11 protein-coding genes are annotated in these 14,778 nt (G+C 30.7%); 5 read left to right on the top strand and 6 right to left on the bottom strand.

Going from position 1 to position 14,778, the window contains the following annotated elements:
- Nucleotides 1-1,244 precede the first annotated feature (1,244 nt).
- The 3 genes from ACSBO6_RS02945 to ACSBO6_RS02935 are packed head-to-tail and all read left to right on the top strand — an operon-like array spanning nucleotide 1,245 to nucleotide 4,908.
- Nucleotides 1,245-2,705, top strand: a complete 1,461-nt coding sequence (locus tag ACSBO6_RS02945; RefSeq protein ID WP_498844120.1) for a spore germination protein — start codon at nucleotides 1,245-1,247, stop codon at nucleotides 2,703-2,705.
- Nucleotides 2,702-3,817 carry a GerAB/ArcD/ProY family transporter gene (locus ACSBO6_RS02940; RefSeq protein WP_098848479.1) on the top strand — a complete coding sequence of 372 codons (1,116 nt, stop codon included), beginning with the start codon at nucleotides 2,702-2,704 and terminating at the stop codon, nucleotides 3,815-3,817. The genes ACSBO6_RS02945 and ACSBO6_RS02940 overlap by 4 nt, the downstream gene beginning before the upstream one ends.
- Complete coding sequence (locus tag ACSBO6_RS02935) at nucleotides 3,814-4,908, top strand: Ger(x)C family spore germination protein (protein ID WP_498844119.1); 1,095 nt, start codon at nucleotides 3,814-3,816, stop codon at nucleotides 4,906-4,908. The genes ACSBO6_RS02940 and ACSBO6_RS02935 overlap by 4 nt, the downstream gene beginning before the upstream one ends.
- A gap of 675 nt (nucleotides 4,909-5,583) precedes the next feature.
- On the opposite strand, the gene putP is transcribed toward ACSBO6_RS02935, so the two are convergent.
- Nucleotides 5,584-7,059, bottom strand: a complete 1,476-nt coding sequence (gene putP / locus ACSBO6_RS02930) for a sodium/proline symporter PutP (protein ID WP_498844118.1) — start codon at nucleotides 7,057-7,059, stop codon at nucleotides 5,584-5,586.
- Nucleotides 7,060-7,386: 327 nt separating this feature from the next.
- Nucleotides 7,387-8,709, bottom strand: a complete 1,323-nt coding sequence (locus tag ACSBO6_RS02925) for an ArsB/NhaD family transporter (protein ID WP_498844117.1) — start codon at nucleotides 8,707-8,709, stop codon at nucleotides 7,387-7,389.
- Between the two features lie 299 nt (nucleotides 8,710-9,008).
- Here ACSBO6_RS02925 and ACSBO6_RS02920 point away from each other — a divergent pair, with 299 nt between their 5' ends.
- Nucleotides 9,009-9,329 carry a hypothetical protein gene (locus ACSBO6_RS02920; protein ID WP_098847067.1) on the top strand — a complete coding sequence of 107 codons (321 nt, stop codon included), beginning with the start codon at nucleotides 9,009-9,011 and terminating at the stop codon, nucleotides 9,327-9,329.
- 175 nt (nucleotides 9,330-9,504) lie between these two features.
- Here the strand turns inward: ACSBO6_RS02920 and ACSBO6_RS02915 are convergent, their stop codons facing one another.
- On the bottom strand, nucleotides 9,505-10,101 hold the full coding sequence (locus ACSBO6_RS02915; protein WP_098847068.1) for a cupin domain-containing protein: 597 nt from the start codon (nucleotides 10,099-10,101) through the stop codon (nucleotides 9,505-9,507).
- A gap of 180 nt (nucleotides 10,102-10,281) precedes the next feature.
- Between ACSBO6_RS02915 and ACSBO6_RS02910 the strand changes: the two genes are divergently transcribed.
- Complete coding sequence (locus ACSBO6_RS02910; RefSeq protein ID WP_498844116.1) at nucleotides 10,282-10,992, top strand: DUF421 domain-containing protein; 711 nt, start codon at nucleotides 10,282-10,284, stop codon at nucleotides 10,990-10,992.
- Between the two features lie 214 nt (nucleotides 10,993-11,206).
- Here the strand turns inward: ACSBO6_RS02910 and ACSBO6_RS02905 are convergent, their stop codons facing one another.
- From ACSBO6_RS02905 to ACSBO6_RS02895, 3 genes are all read right to left on the bottom strand, one after another.
- On the bottom strand, nucleotides 11,207-11,794 hold the full coding sequence (locus tag ACSBO6_RS02905) for a hypothetical protein (protein WP_498844115.1): 588 nt from the start codon (nucleotides 11,792-11,794) through the stop codon (nucleotides 11,207-11,209).
- 467 nt (nucleotides 11,795-12,261) lie between these two features.
- On the bottom strand, nucleotides 12,262-13,449 hold the full coding sequence (gene yhbH / locus ACSBO6_RS02900) for a sporulation protein YhbH (RefSeq protein WP_098847069.1): 1,188 nt from the start codon (nucleotides 13,447-13,449) through the stop codon (nucleotides 12,262-12,264).
- A gap of 325 nt (nucleotides 13,450-13,774) precedes the next feature.
- Complete coding sequence (locus tag ACSBO6_RS02895; protein ID WP_498844114.1) at nucleotides 13,775-14,677, bottom strand: aldo/keto reductase; 903 nt, start codon at nucleotides 14,675-14,677, stop codon at nucleotides 13,775-13,777.
- Between the last annotated feature and the right edge of the window lie 101 nt (nucleotides 14,678-14,778).

The following is a 14,778-nucleotide window of genomic DNA, read 5'->3' as shown; positions in this document are numbered from 1 at the left end:
TCCAACAGTTGATTGCCGTTTCTCACGAAAAACATTTAAAAATGTACTAATATACCTTTAAGAGGGTTAATAAAACATATATATTAAGACTTTTTCTATTTGTTTATTAAAAAAATATAAATAAACCATTTTTATCTCATCATTTTAATAGCATTAGAATGATGAAAATTGATGAAATAAATAACAACAATAGTAATACAGGATAAAAGAACAAATACACTTTCATATCCTCCGATCGAACTATATTATAAGAACTCGCCATTTTCAACTCTTTTAAGTCAAAGAAGTATTATAAATTTCTCACTCCCAGTATTAAATTCCCATCCTAAATTGATTATATGGAAAGTTGATTGTATATATATTTCTAAAAAATCTGTTATTTATGTTATATTTATCGACAAAGGTTAACAAATACTACTAATTTATTAATAATCCTATAAATTGTATATTTTATTACTTTTCTAAGATTAAAAATCACAAAATCTTTTATATTCCAGCGTTTTCATAATTTTTAATTATAATTCGGTATGGAATGAAGAATCCACTTTTACGTATTATCCTTTCTTTTATGTAAGAATATAGTAAGAACAAAATTAAAAGTGAAAGCCATAATTGGAATAATTGAAGTCATAATTTGGACCCTTTCAGCATTAAGCGTATACAAAAAAAGACTTAACCGTTGTATTCCTGTAAAAAACAGTTAACAACTTTTAAGTCTTTTTATAATGATCTATTTTAGTTTATTATTTATCAAAATATCTTTTTGTTCATTACTTTCTGACTTTTTCTTTATTTTTTATATACACTATTAATCGTGGGATACTCAAACCTTGAACCAGTAATGAAAACACTACATTTGCATAAACAATTAACAAGATGTTTTCTCTATATGGAAATTCGGCTGGCAAAGTTAGTGCCATTGCAATTGACAAAGCCCCTTTTAGGAAGAAGGTTCAATATCAATAGGTGAATGAATCTGATCTTTGTCCAAATCAAAGTACAGTTGACCATTTGTTCCACGAACACAATATGAAACATCATCTAATTTCTAGCCTCGTTTTGCTTTTTCAGTAAAGATTAGTTTTCTCTACCGGTTTAATTAAGAATAGAGCTAACTCACAAGTCAGTTAATCTGGACCTAAGAGTTAGCCCTTTTCCATATTATAATCATTCAATTTCCTAATCTGACCAATGAATATGTTTTTCTATTTTACAAACAATATACGGCAGGAGGTGGAATATTATTGAAAACCGAACAAATAATGACAATTTCTAAAGACATTAATAGTAATTTAGAAAAATTAAAAGAAGAGTTTGTAAATGTATTTGATTTTAAAACAAGAAAGATTACTTTCAATGATAGACCACTTTGTATTGCTTTTATTGATACCATTTCAAATAAAGACATTATTAATGAAAAAATCATTGAGGTACTTTTAAATATAAAACATGGAAATATCATGACGGATCTTCCAGTTTCAACTATTTCAGCAACTAATTCTTTAAATGAAATACAAGAAGCAATTACGAATGGTAATACGGTATTGTTAGTTGATGGTTCTAATGAAGCCTTTATTGTAGATACTGTTTTATTCGAAGTGCGATCGACAAGTGAGCCTACAAATGAAAAAGTTGTTTCAGGTTCTCATGACGGTTTTGTTGAGAGCCTTAATAAAAATATCAATTTTCTAAGAAGTAGAATTAGAAGCTCTGACTTTAAAATAGAGGTTTTACCAATTGGAGATCCTAGTACAAATGTTGGCATTTTATATTTAGATAATATCGTAAATAAGGATATTCTAGAAATGGTTAAAGTCCGTGTCAAATCTATTCAACTTAAAAATAACTTAACAACTGGCAAGTTAGAAGAATTTATTGAGGATAGCTCGATTTCACCATTTCCACAAATTCTAGAAACGGAGCGACCTGACCGGGTTATTTCTAATTTATTTGATGGGAAAATTGGCGTAATAGTTGAAGGAAGTCCAACGGTATCAATTATGCCTGCTTCTTTTTTTACGTTTTTCCAAACTCCCGATGACTATAATGGTAGAGTTTTAATTGGGACCTTCTTAAAACTCATTAGACTATTTTGTTTTTTTCTTTGCATAACTTTACCTGCAGTATATATTGCGATCGTTTCATTTAGTTATGAAGTTCTCCCATATGAATTAGTGTCTACCATTCAAAACAGTATTGAATATGTGCCCTTTTCTCCATTTGTCGAGGCTCTAATAATGCAAGTAGTTTTGGAACTATTAAGAGAAGCGTCAATTCGATTACCTAGTCCAGTTGCACAAACTATTGGTATTGTCGGAGGGCTTGTGATTGGTACAGCTATTGTAGAAGCAAATTTAGTATCGAATACAATGACTGTCGTACTTGCGATTACAGCAGTTGCTTCATTTGTTGTTCCTACAAACGAAATGAGCTTTTCACTTAGAATACTCAGTTTTCCAATGATTATTTTGGCATCAATTTATGGTTTTGTAGGAATCATATTCGGTTTAATGCTTATTTTTATTCATATTGTTAAGCTCGAATCATTCGGTACTCCCTATTTTTCACCACTTGCACCCATTCGAATTAAAGATTTAAAAGATACTTTAATTAGAGTACCTAATTGGAAAATGAAGACACGGCCTACAAACGCATTGCCTGTAGATACGATTCAGTCAAAAAACATGAAAGGGTGGAAAAAATGATAATTAAGCAAAATGAGACCATTTCATCCTTTCAATTATTTTTTTATATGGTGATCGTCCAATTAAATGTCGCTACATTAACGTTACCAATGTATTTATATAAAGAAAGTGGTCATGATGGATGGATTTCTTTATTATTTTCTTGCCTATTTTCTGTATGTACTATCGTCCTATATTCTTTTTTACTTAAGCGGTTCCCTAATTTAACCATTTTTGAAATTTGTACGTTTTTTTTCGGAAAATGGTTCGGTGGAATACTAAAAATCTGTTATATTTTATATTTTATTTTTGTAGCTTATTTAATTAATCAATCTTATCTATTTGTTTTTAGCAAATGGGTTTTTCCAAACTCACCAACTTGGGGCATTTTACTCCTTTTATTAATTATTGGAATCTATTTAGGGAAAGAAAATATTCGAACAATGACACGATTTTTCCAATTATCTTTTTGGACATTTTTAGTCATTTTTATTTTTAGTATCGAAGCATTTCAACAGGTGGACTGGAAGCTTTTACTACCAGTTGCTCAAGTTAATTTTTCCCATATATTGAAAGGAAGTTATATGTCTTATTATTTCCTACATGGTTTTGAGTGCCTCTTAGTTGTCTACCCATTTGTTAAAGGTTCACATAGAAAAAAAATAAAAAGCTCTATTTTTTCTATACTAGTTATTACACTAATTAATCTATTTACTGTTGTGTTATGTTTCATATTTTTTAGCAAAAAAGAATTACAGTTAATTCCCGAACCGACAATTTATATCTTTAAAACTTTAACTTTTTTCAAAGAACTAGAGCGACTTGATTTACTATTTCTATCAGTTTGGTTTGTCATCATTGCCTCTTCTTATGTGTCATATTTAAATTTGGCCAATATCGGTATTTCAAATCTAATAAAAAGAGGGAACAGACTTAGTACATTTTCTACTATTACTATTTGCATCATTGTATTTCTAATTGGAAATTTTGTACCTTCATCAACTGGTTTTATTGATCTGCTAATAAAAACGTTATCTATTTCTAGTTTTATTTTTATCCTTTTCATTCCAACGTTGATCTTATGTATCTCACTTCTCTTTAAGATAAAAAGTAAGGAAGTTAAATTGTCATGAAAAAAATCCATTATATTCCTTTTTTATTAATCTTTTTATTAACAGGATGCTGGGACCAGCACTCACTAAAAGACTCAGCACTAGTACTGGGCGTCGGATTTGACCAACTTCCAAAAGGGAAGGTTAAGGGAACAGTAAGCATCAGAACTAGCATTTCGAAAGGTGACCAAACTGAAAATATCAATTATATGGTCAGTGAAAAGGGGGTATCTGTAAGAGATATACGTAACAATATTGATTATCAAATACCTGGTAATTTTTCATCTAATAAACTACTAGTTATGCTTCTAGGAGAAGATCTTGCAAAAAATAATTTATATCCTTATTTTGATAATTATTTCCGATTTATTAGAAGTACTTTAACTTCAAGAGTTGCAATTGTAAAAGGAAAGGCATCTAGCATCATTGAAATGAAAACATATAAAGATATTTTTATTAGTGAATCACTTTCAGAAATGCTTGAAGCTGCTGAACATATTTCTGTTATCCCAAAAGAGACACAAGAAACTGTTTATAAAAAAATGGATGATCCAGGTGCTGATTTAGTCCTACCTTATTTAGAAAAAACAGAAGACGAAACAATTAAAATTAAAGGTGTGGCACTTTTTGAAAATAATCGATTTACTGGTAAAGTACTAAATAATAAACAGTCAAAATTATTATTATTACTGAAAGACAAAAAAAGTAATTCGATGAGCTTAACGGAACCATTAGGAAAAAATAATGAGTTTGTTTCATTTAAAGTTAAAAGTATAAAAAGAAACCTCGAAATCATCAATGGAAACCGCCCTAAAGTAAAGATTGATTTAAAATTAAAGATTGATTTAACTGAATATACTGGAACAGATTTAGCAAGTAACATCAAGAAAATGGAAATAGAAAATAAAATTGCTAAAAATATGGAAAAGGAGTTTAAAGAAGTATTTAGCATTCTTCAAGAAACAAATTGTGATGCAATAGGGATTGGCAGATATTTAATGGCTTATCATCCGGATACATGGAAGAAGATCAATTGGGAAAAGGACTATTCAAAAGTTCCCTTTGAGGTCAATACAAAAGTGATTATGTATACAAGTGGAATTATTTTATGACATTAAAACAAGTAAAGTTTAGCAATCATTTATAGACATTAAAAACCAAAAAAGCCCTTTATCGGGCTCTTTTGGTCACGCTATTGAAAAAAGAATTTGTCAATTAAACTTTGATAAGTAAGTTGTGCCTCAGTGATTTCCACTACAGGTTGCTAGCTTTCCATGGGGCGAGATTCTTTAGCCTCCTCGGCGTGCGCCTGTGGGGTCTCAGCCTTCCCGCATCTCCCATAGGAGCCTGGCAACCTTTCGTTCCAATCAATTTCTTTATAGATAATAATAATCTTAAAACATTAGAATACTCAATTGAACGAATGAATTACACTTATTTTTCAACACCAAATTGAAACTAGTGGTGACGACTTATACAACTTTACAAATACAGATTCTAAAAGAAAAGATATTTTTAATTTTTGGCAGTTAGTTAAAAAATTCCAACCAATACCATTGTTTTATTATTAAGATGACAAAAAATAATAAATATACTATTTTTTTCATGAAATTCAATTAATGTTCGTATTGACTACAATATATTTCAACACTCTGACCAAAAAAGCCCTTTATCGGGCTTTTTTGGTTTTGCTTGCTTCCATTGACTTCATTTCATCTTCTTGAAAGAAATCAAATATTTTCTACAAATCAATCCTTCTACATTTACATAGAATGATCGTATTTTTTCTAAGCTAGTCTTTTTTCCATTTCTTCATATTGTTCTTCTATTTTTCGATTGTTATTTGTAGTTATCAAACTAACTACGATAACAGCTACTAAGCTAAAGAAGAAGCCTGGTACCATTTCGTATAAATTAATCGTTTGTTTAATAACATCTACACTAATCCAAATAATAACCGTTAATGCTCCTACAACCATACCTGCAAGTGCTCCCCAACGAGTCATTCGTTTCCAGAATAAACTTAGTAATATTGCTGGTCCAAATGCAGCCCCAAAGCCTGCCCAAGCATTACCTACAAGGTTTAGAATCGTATCATTTGGTTGTAATGACAATAGAAGCGATACAATTGCAACGATTAAAACAGATAAACGTCCAACACGTACAAGCTCTTTTTCCGTAATGTCTTTTTTACCAAAAATTCGATATAAATCTTCCGTTAATGCACTTGATGTTACTAAAAGCTGTGAAGAAATCGTACTCATAATTGCTGCCAAAATAGCAGATAACAAGAAACCTGTAATTAAAGGATGAAATAAAGTATTCGCGAAAAAGATAAAGATTGTTTCCGGATCTTTTAACGTTAAATTGTTAACAGATATATAAGCGATTCCTACAAGTCCTGTAAGTGCCGCACCTACGATTGTAAAAAGCATCCAACTCATACCAATTCGTCGAGCTGGTTTTAATTCTTTTACAGTTGAAATTGCCATAAAACGTACAATAATATGTGGTTGTCCAAAATATCCTAAACCCCAAGCAAGTAATGAAACAATTCCAACAACTGAAGTTCCAGTGAAGATATTTAATAATTTCGGATCAATATGTTGTATCTCATCAAACACTGGCTTTACACCACCAATATTTGTAAATGCCACCAAAGGAACCATTATAAGCGCGATAAACATAATTAAGCCTTGTACAAAATCTGTTAAACTAACAGCCAAGAATCCACCGAATAATGTATAAGCTATTACAACACCTGCTGTAACAAATAGCCCAATTTTATAATCGATGCCGAAAGCGGATTCAAATAATGTACCTCCAGATACAAGTCCAGCTGAGCAATACAATGTGAAGAAAATAATAATAACAATTGCTGATGCGATTCTCAATATTCTACTTGTATCTTGGAACCTTTTTTCAAAGTAATTTGGGATTGTAATTGAATTGTCTGCAACCTCTGTAAAAACTCTTAATCTAGGAGCTAAAAGTAAATAGTTTAAATATGCCCCAACCGTAAGACCAATAGCAATCCATACAGAAGAAATCCCAGTCGCATACATTGCTCCAGGTAATCCCATCAACATCCACCCACTCATATCAGCTGCCCCAGCTGAAAGTGCAGTAACTGCTGGTCCAAGTCCACGGTCACCTAGCATATACTCGGAAAGACTATTAGTTGATTTTTTATAAGCGTATACCCCAATAGCTAACATAAAAATAAAGTAAATAGAAATCGATATAAGTACTTGCGTATCCATGACATTCCTCCGTTTTACAATGATGTAGAAAAACTATTAATGGATAACATTCCCATTAAGAGAATAAACCCAAAATTACGTAGACACGATTTCTCACTTCTACATAAAGTTATTTTATTATAATAACCTGAAAATTACAATTTTTCCACAAAAGTAATACTATTAAAAAAATTCAAACTATTATAATGCGATTTAAAAGCACCAGTCTACATTAGCATTCTAGTTGAAATAATATATCTAATTCAAAAAAAATTGAAATCAGTATAAAAAAGACAAACTAATAAAAGTTTGCCTTTTTAACTAAAACAGTTATAAAAATTCATAGAGTTATATTAGAAATTTAACATATAAATAGAGGTTAGATAAGAGAAGTGAGAATAATGTAATCGGAAGTCCAATCTTCAAGAAATCCCAATATCCAAACTTATGCCCTTCTCTTGATGCTATTCCCGCTGCTACAACATTCGCAGAAGCTCCGATCAATGTTCCATTTCCGCCAAGACAGGCACCTAATGCAAGAGACCACCATAACACTTCAACTTGTGGAGCATCCGGTGAAAGCCCCATTCCTACAGTTAAATCTTGAATCAAAGGTATCATAGTTGCAACAAAAGGTATATTATCGATTACAGCTGAAGCAATTCCTGAAACCCATAATATTAAAGGTGCCGCTATCTGAATATTACCGTCTGTTAATTCTAATACTTTTTTAGCTAATGTACCGATTAAACCAATATCTACTAGCCCACCTACAAGTACAAATAAACCTGCAAAGAAAAAAATAGTGACCCATTCTATATTCGCAAATATCTCCTCTAGATCACGTTCTTTCACACCAATAATCATTAATATTGTTGCGCCTAACATAGCGACAAGAGCTGCATCCAAATGTAAAATTGAGTGAAGAATGAATCCTAATAAAGTAATTCCTAGAACAACGAGTGATTTTATTAATAGAGTCTTATCTTTTATATAGTCTTTTTCATTGATTGACATCAATTTTTTAATTTGCTCTGATGTTGTTACTAGCCTTTTTCGATAAATAAAATAAATAATGATTGTTGTAGCTATAACAATTATTGCAATAATAGGTGCTAAATTCATTAAAAAAGAATTAAACGTTAAATGTTTATTAGCTGAGCCGATCATAATATTAGGTGGATCACCGATCAATGTCGCTGTCCCTCCAATATTGGAATAAATCACTTCAAGAATTAAAAATGGTCTTGGATCAACTTTTAAAATCTTTGTTATCGATAATGTAATTGGAACAATTAACAAGATCGTTGTTACATTATCAAGAAACGCTGAACAAATTGCTGTTAATAATGATAATGAAATTAGTATTTGTATTGGTTTACCTTTTGAGAATTTAGCAGTCTTTATAGCTATATATTCAAATAATCCAGACTTACTTGTTATATAAACTATGATCATCATGCCAATTAAAAGCATAATCGTTTCCCATTCAATATGAGTCGTTAATGCCGAATGCATATCAACAGCGCCAATACCAACTATGATCCCTGCCCCTAATAATGCAATTAACGCTCTATTCATTTTTTCAGTAATAATAAAAGCATATGCAAGTAAAAAGACTACAATGGTTGCATAATATCTCCAATTATATCCATGTTCTAAAAATTCCATATCTTTCTCCCCCAAAACTTAATAATCTTTTGGCAACTCCAAATCAAAACAAAAAAGCCTGTCCCCAAGGCATAGTAATCCCTTAGTGACAGACTCCTCCATAAAAAACATTAATATATCGTCTATTATATCATCTAATATTATAAATAACTTTTCCATTTTTTGCAAAAATATTGAATTTCGTTTGACACAAAATTGTCATAAATTTTTGAACAATTTTTGAATAAGATCGTTTTCAGATATTTCTTTTCGGGAAATTATTTATAATGTTGTTAATAATGATTGGAGGTTAGCAATTCATGAATATTACAACTATAATTGAGTTAGAAAACCATGAAGTTGAAGATCTTGCTAATGCCAAGATGGTTTTTTCACAAGAACATCTTCATAATAATATTATCGAAACCTGTGTGGAATGTTTTAAGAAAGAAGGCTCAAACAAAATCCTAAAAATAGAAGATACTATGCAAAAAGTATTTGAAAACATAAAGCAAAAAGGAATCATCCCTAAACAAGTAGTAGATTTTTCTTTTATAATGCCTTCCTGTGAACGAGTAATACATAAAAATGATAATAAAAATGATGTACCTCAAAAAGTGATAATTTCATTTATGTCCTAAAGAAGCTCTCTGAGCTTCTTTTTTTTTCATAAAAAAAGGAAGCAATATAATTGCCTCTTATCTAAAGTAAGTCATTTTATTGGTTTGATTAGTGGAATAGGTGGCATCCTTATAGGAATAACTAATTTTAACACTTTAATAGTTCATTCATCTGGAGTCCTTCCAAAACAATTGTTTATTCATTGCCATGATTATTTCTTCTTTCCGCAGCCATCGCATCTGCCTTTGTAATATGAACAGTTCCAAAAGGATGGTTAGGAGGTGCATATATTGAGTACAATTTTAGTGGAATATTACTTGTATTCATTACATTATGCCATGTCCCTGCGGGTACCATTATTGCAGTATCTTCATTGATATTTCTTATAAAATTTAAATTATCTTTACTCTTACCCATTTGGACAATACCTTGACCTTGTTCAACGCGCAAGAATTGATCTACATTTGGGTGCATTTCTAAACCAATATCTTCTCCAACTTTGAGACTCATTAATGTTACCTGCAAATGAGTTCCAGTCCATAAAGCAGTTCGGTACGTACTGTTTTGTTTAGTAGCCCCATTTATATTAACTACAAACGGTTCTGCTCCATAATCTTTTAACAAAACTCTGACATCATTATTAGAAGCGTGAAAAGAACCAAATCTATTTGCATATTCTACTTCAACAGGGTAAGTCCAGTAATAAGACTGTCTGCCATAGTTATTCATTGGTACATTATGATAATAAGGATAATGATATTGATATGGGTACAAATTTGGAACATAATACATTTTTCTCAATCCCTTCCCAGCATATAAAATTATCCTATGTGCAATGTTAAGTAAATGTACTTAAATTAAAGTTTAAAGAATTTAAGTATATTTATTTAATAAATTTCATTTCAATGTTACAAATTATCCCTATATAGAAAAATACAATTAAATTAATTGATCTAAAGGGGCTAACTGCTTATGCCGCAACATTACGAGATTATTATGAGGACAATGCTAGCATTTTTGATTTTGTTCATTGGTGCCAAACTTTTAGGAAAACAAATTATTGCTGAAATGAATACCTTTGATTTTATAGGTGCTATTTCTATTGGAGGTATTATTGCCAACTTAGCATTTAATTTAAATATAAAAATTCATCATTCAGTTATCGCTTTTGTAATTTTAGTATCTATCATTATAATTGTTAGCTATATTTCCATGAAAAGTCGAATTGGAAGAAATTTATTTGCTGGAAATCCAACAGTAATTGTTGAAAATGGAAAGATTTTGGAAGCCAACATGAGAAAAATGCGTTATTCTCTAGACTATTTAAATCAACAATTAAGAGAAAAAAATATTTTCAACATAGAAGAAGTTCTTTATGTTGTAGTTGAAACAAACGGTAAGGTATCTGTTTTGCAAAAACCTCAATATCGCAGTGTAACAAAACAAGATTTAAATATACCAACAACACCAGAAAGTAAACTCCCTATTGAGCTGATTATGGATGGGGAAATTATGACAGAAAATCTAAGACAAAACAATCAGTCGGAGTTATGGTTACAACGTGAACTTAAAAAGCGCAAACTAAAAATCAAGGATGTAGTGTATGCTGTGCTTGCCGCAAATGGGAATATTTACATTGATACTTATAAAGATAATATTACTTCTCCAATGGACCAAGAATAAGCTATATTTAATTAATTATTAATATAAAAAACTATAACAAAAATAAGAAACGTCCATAAGCTCATTTATCTTAACTATCCTCATCTACATATTGAAACATGGTAATGATTGTTGGAACTTAAATTATAAAAAAAAGAAAAGTAGCGCATTTCAATATTGAATTGTACTACTTTGTTTGCTATAAATTTTTATTCTTAATTTCTACGCTTTTGTATTATGCGAATGTAGCGTGAAGCATAAATAAGATAAGAAAACAGATAGCCATTTTCAAATGCCATTTATTATCTTTCTTTTTATATCGTTTTAATCCCATAAACATTAAAATGAACAAAATGATAATAGAAATTAAACCAGAAAAGTAAGTGAAATTTAGTTCAAATCCTTTTAATATTGCTAAATAGCCATGTAATAAAACAATACCAGTCGAAATTAATGCGATTGGTACGTGCCATTGTCTTAGAATTTTTCCAATAAATTGCAAAATAGTTTTTAATTTAATTTGTCCAAATGCAATGTCCTTAGTATATTTTAGTTTAATTAAATAAAACACAGGAAAAATAGATAATACAATAAAGAACCCAATTCTTGCAATTGATCCAATTTCCTTAAATAAATCCTTATAGGTATGCATATTTGTAGTTTGCCAATGTTGATAATGCATTGAAATATATAGAATACCTAATAAAAATAGACCTCCACCAATAAAAAGTGTTAACACGATTCTTTTTCTTTCGATTGGATTTGATATATAGGATTTTAAAAAAGTTTGATTTTTGATCATTTCAAAATTATTTTTTTCCAATCTAAAATCTCCTTTAAAAGTATTACTTCCATATTATTTTAAAATTTTTAGTGAAGCTGATGTGAATTTTAGTATTAATCCTCCTCCATCCAAAAACATCTATCTAAAATATAAATCAGTTTTATGAAAATACCATGAAAATTTCATTAAAAATAATAGGTCTAATAAGTTTTCCCGAATATATTTAAATAAATTACTACTTGATACTCTCTATTGTAAATTTTAATAAACTTACCATTTTCAAGAATCATATTTTACTTAATAATTTATTTGTTTAGGCTATTAAAATCTAATTATATTTAGAATTCCTTCTTCATCTATACCGCCATTATGTTGAATTAGACTACTTTCTAGCTAATGATTATTTCTAACCATTTACAACAAAAAACCAGAAAAACCCTCTTCCGGGCTTTTCTGGTTTCACTTACTATTCAACTCACACTTCATTAAAGCCAATTATCAAGCGATTATTTCGCTGCTTTCTCATGCTCCTGTTTAAAGAAGCTCTTCATTGAATGGAATACATCTGATTTTTGTTTAAGGATATAATAGCGGAATTTTTCATCATTAATATTTTTATATGCGGACATTAGAGTAGAGTGACGGTTGTATTGGTTCACTTCTCCATATCCGAACATATTGCTCACTTTCATTAATTCTTGAACTAATTTTACGCAGCGAGCATTATCAGATGTTAAATTATCCCCATCAGAGAAGTGGAATGGATAGATATTATATCTTTCAGGAGAATATTTGAATTCAATTACTTCTAAAGCTTTGCGATATGCTGATGAACAGATCGTTCCTCCGCTTTCTCCTTTTGTGAAGAATTCTTCTTCTGTAACTACTTTTGCTTCCGTATGATGTGCAATAAATTCGATATCAACTGATTCATATTTAGTTCTTAAAAATCTAGTCATCCAAAAGAAGAAGCTTCTTGCCATATACTTTTCCCATAAGCCCATACTTCCGCTTGTATCCATCATTGCAAGTACGACGGCTTTTGACTCCGGTTTTCTTATTTCATTCCATGTACGGAATTTTAAGTCTTCTGGAGATATTGGATAAAATGATGGCGTACCACTCATAGCGTTGCGTTTAAACGCTGACATCATCGTACGTTTTTTATCAATGTTACCCATTAACCCAGTTTTTCTAATGTCATTAAATTCGATGTTTTCTACAGTATTTAAATCTTGTTCTTTTCGTTTTAAATCAGGTAATTCTAACTGACTAAAAAGAGCTTCCTCTAATTCCATTAGTGAAACCTCTGCCTCATAATAATCTTCACCTGATTCTTTACCTGCTCCTTGCCCTTTACCAGCACCTTTTTGCGGCTGGCCACCTTGTGAACCATCTCTTGCCACTACATCGCCAACTTTACTGTCTCCAGTACCCTGACCAACGTGTTTATTTTTATCGTAGTTGTATCTAATCTTATACTCATCTAGTGACCGAATTGGGATTTTTACTACATCGCGCCCGTTTGACATGATGATGCTTTCTTCTGTGATCAAATCTGCTAAATTCTTTTTAATCGCCTCTTGTACCTTCTCTTGGTGGCGCTGTTGGTCGTCGTGTCCTTTACGATGGAGGGTCCAGTCTTCCTGTGAAATGGTAAAATTATGCTTTTGTTCGATATTTTCATTACTCATTTTCTTTCCCTCCCTTACCTATTATGATTTATTGTAAAAATTAAAAAAATCGTCACACAGTAATACCAGTTAGCATAAACTAATTCGGTAGGTGATTTTCTACCCTTTTTTATGGATTACTCTATCATATGCAGAAGGACACAATAATTGACAATGTTTCTTCTAAATTTTACACCCATTTTTTCAGAAAATTGGACGAGTCCTTAAAAATAAATATATTTATATAAAAATTCAAATAAACTTTTGCCTTTAACTATATGTAAAAATACTAAAAAAAGAACGAAAAATAAGTGGAAACTAGTAAATAGTCTCCACTTATTTTTAATTATGGTAAATTATGACCCATTCCAGCTACGTAAATTCGTAGCCATTGTTCCGCTGACATTCTTAACTTGGTAGACTCAACTGCTGTTTTAACGCGCTCAATTTTACCAGACCCTACGATTGGCATCATTTTAGCAGGATGAGCTAATAACCATGCGTACATTACTTCGTCGATTGAATTTGCACCAATTTCACTAGAAATCTCCTCTAGCATTGCTCGAACTCGTGCCGCTGTTTCAGACTGACTAGTAAAAATTTGTCCGCCTGCTAATGGGGACCAGATCATTGGAGCAATATCTTTTTCTAGTAATAAATCTATTGTTCCTTTTTCAAAATGTTCTAATTGCATTGGTGAAACTTCAATTTGATTTGTTACTAAAGGCATATTTAGATAAGCTTGTAATGCATTAAATTGAGACGGTAAAAAGTTTGATACTCCAAAGTGGCGTACTTTCCCTTCCGAATGAAGTTGATTAAACGCCTCTGCGATTTCCTTTGGATTCATAAAAGGATTCGGTCTATGTATTAAAAGTATATCGATATAATCTGTTTGTAGATTTTCCAAAGAACTATTAACACTCATTAGAATATGCTCTTTACTAGTATCATAATGATTCATTTTAAGTTCAGGAAACTTTGATGATTTTAACTTTATTCCACATTTTGTAACGATTTGGATTTTTTCACGAAGCTCTGGTTTTAACGCTAAAGCTCTTCCAAAAATTTCTTCACAAGTATAACCACCGTAAATATCGGCATGATCAAATGTTGTAATGCCTAAATCAATACATTCTTCTATAAAATTGACTAATTGTTCTGTTGTCATTTTCCATTCGGCTAAACGCCATAATCCGTGGATTATTTGTGAAAAATCAAGGTTTTCAGCAATTTGAATTCTTTTCATCTACACGACCTCGCCCTTCTTTTTAATCATTATCATCATTATAGGATAAACATTATTAATTGCAAAAGAAAACGGCTATCTAATCGATAGCCGCTTAAACT

It is taken from the genome of Bacillus sp. AL-1R (assembly GCF_052180195.1).
GTDB lineage: Bacteria > Bacillota > Bacilli > Bacillales > Bacillaceae_G > Gottfriedia.
Note: the sequence above shows the minus strand (reverse complement) of the source record. Positions and strands in the feature narration are given on the sequence as shown.

Coding starts and splice junctions, on each gene's coding strand:
- ACSBO6_RS02915 (WP_098847068.1), bottom strand. CDS start 10,101: ATGTATTATGTTCCAAATTTGTACCCATATCAATATCATTATCCTTAT.
- ACSBO6_RS02935 (WP_498844119.1), top strand. CDS start 3,814: ATGAAAAAAATCCATTATATTCCTTTTTTATTAATCTTTTTATTAACA.
- yhbH (WP_098847069.1), bottom strand. CDS start 13,449: ATGAGTAATGAAAATATCGAACAAAAGCATAATTTTACCATTTCACAG.
- ACSBO6_RS02910 (WP_498844116.1), top strand. CDS start 10,282: ATGCCGCAACATTACGAGATTATTATGAGGACAATGCTAGCATTTTTG.
- putP (WP_498844118.1), bottom strand. CDS start 7,059: ATGGATACGCAAGTACTTATATCGATTTCTATTTACTTTATTTTTATG.
- ACSBO6_RS02895 (WP_498844114.1), bottom strand. CDS start 14,677: ATGAAAAGAATTCAAATTGCTGAAAACCTTGATTTTTCACAAATAATC.
- ACSBO6_RS02940 (WP_098848479.1), top strand. CDS start 2,702: ATGATAATTAAGCAAAATGAGACCATTTCATCCTTTCAATTATTTTTT.
- ACSBO6_RS02925 (WP_498844117.1), bottom strand. CDS start 8,709: ATGGAATTTTTAGAACATGGATATAATTGGAGATATTATGCAACCATT.
- ACSBO6_RS02920 (WP_098847067.1), top strand. CDS start 9,009: ATGAATATTACAACTATAATTGAGTTAGAAAACCATGAAGTTGAAGAT.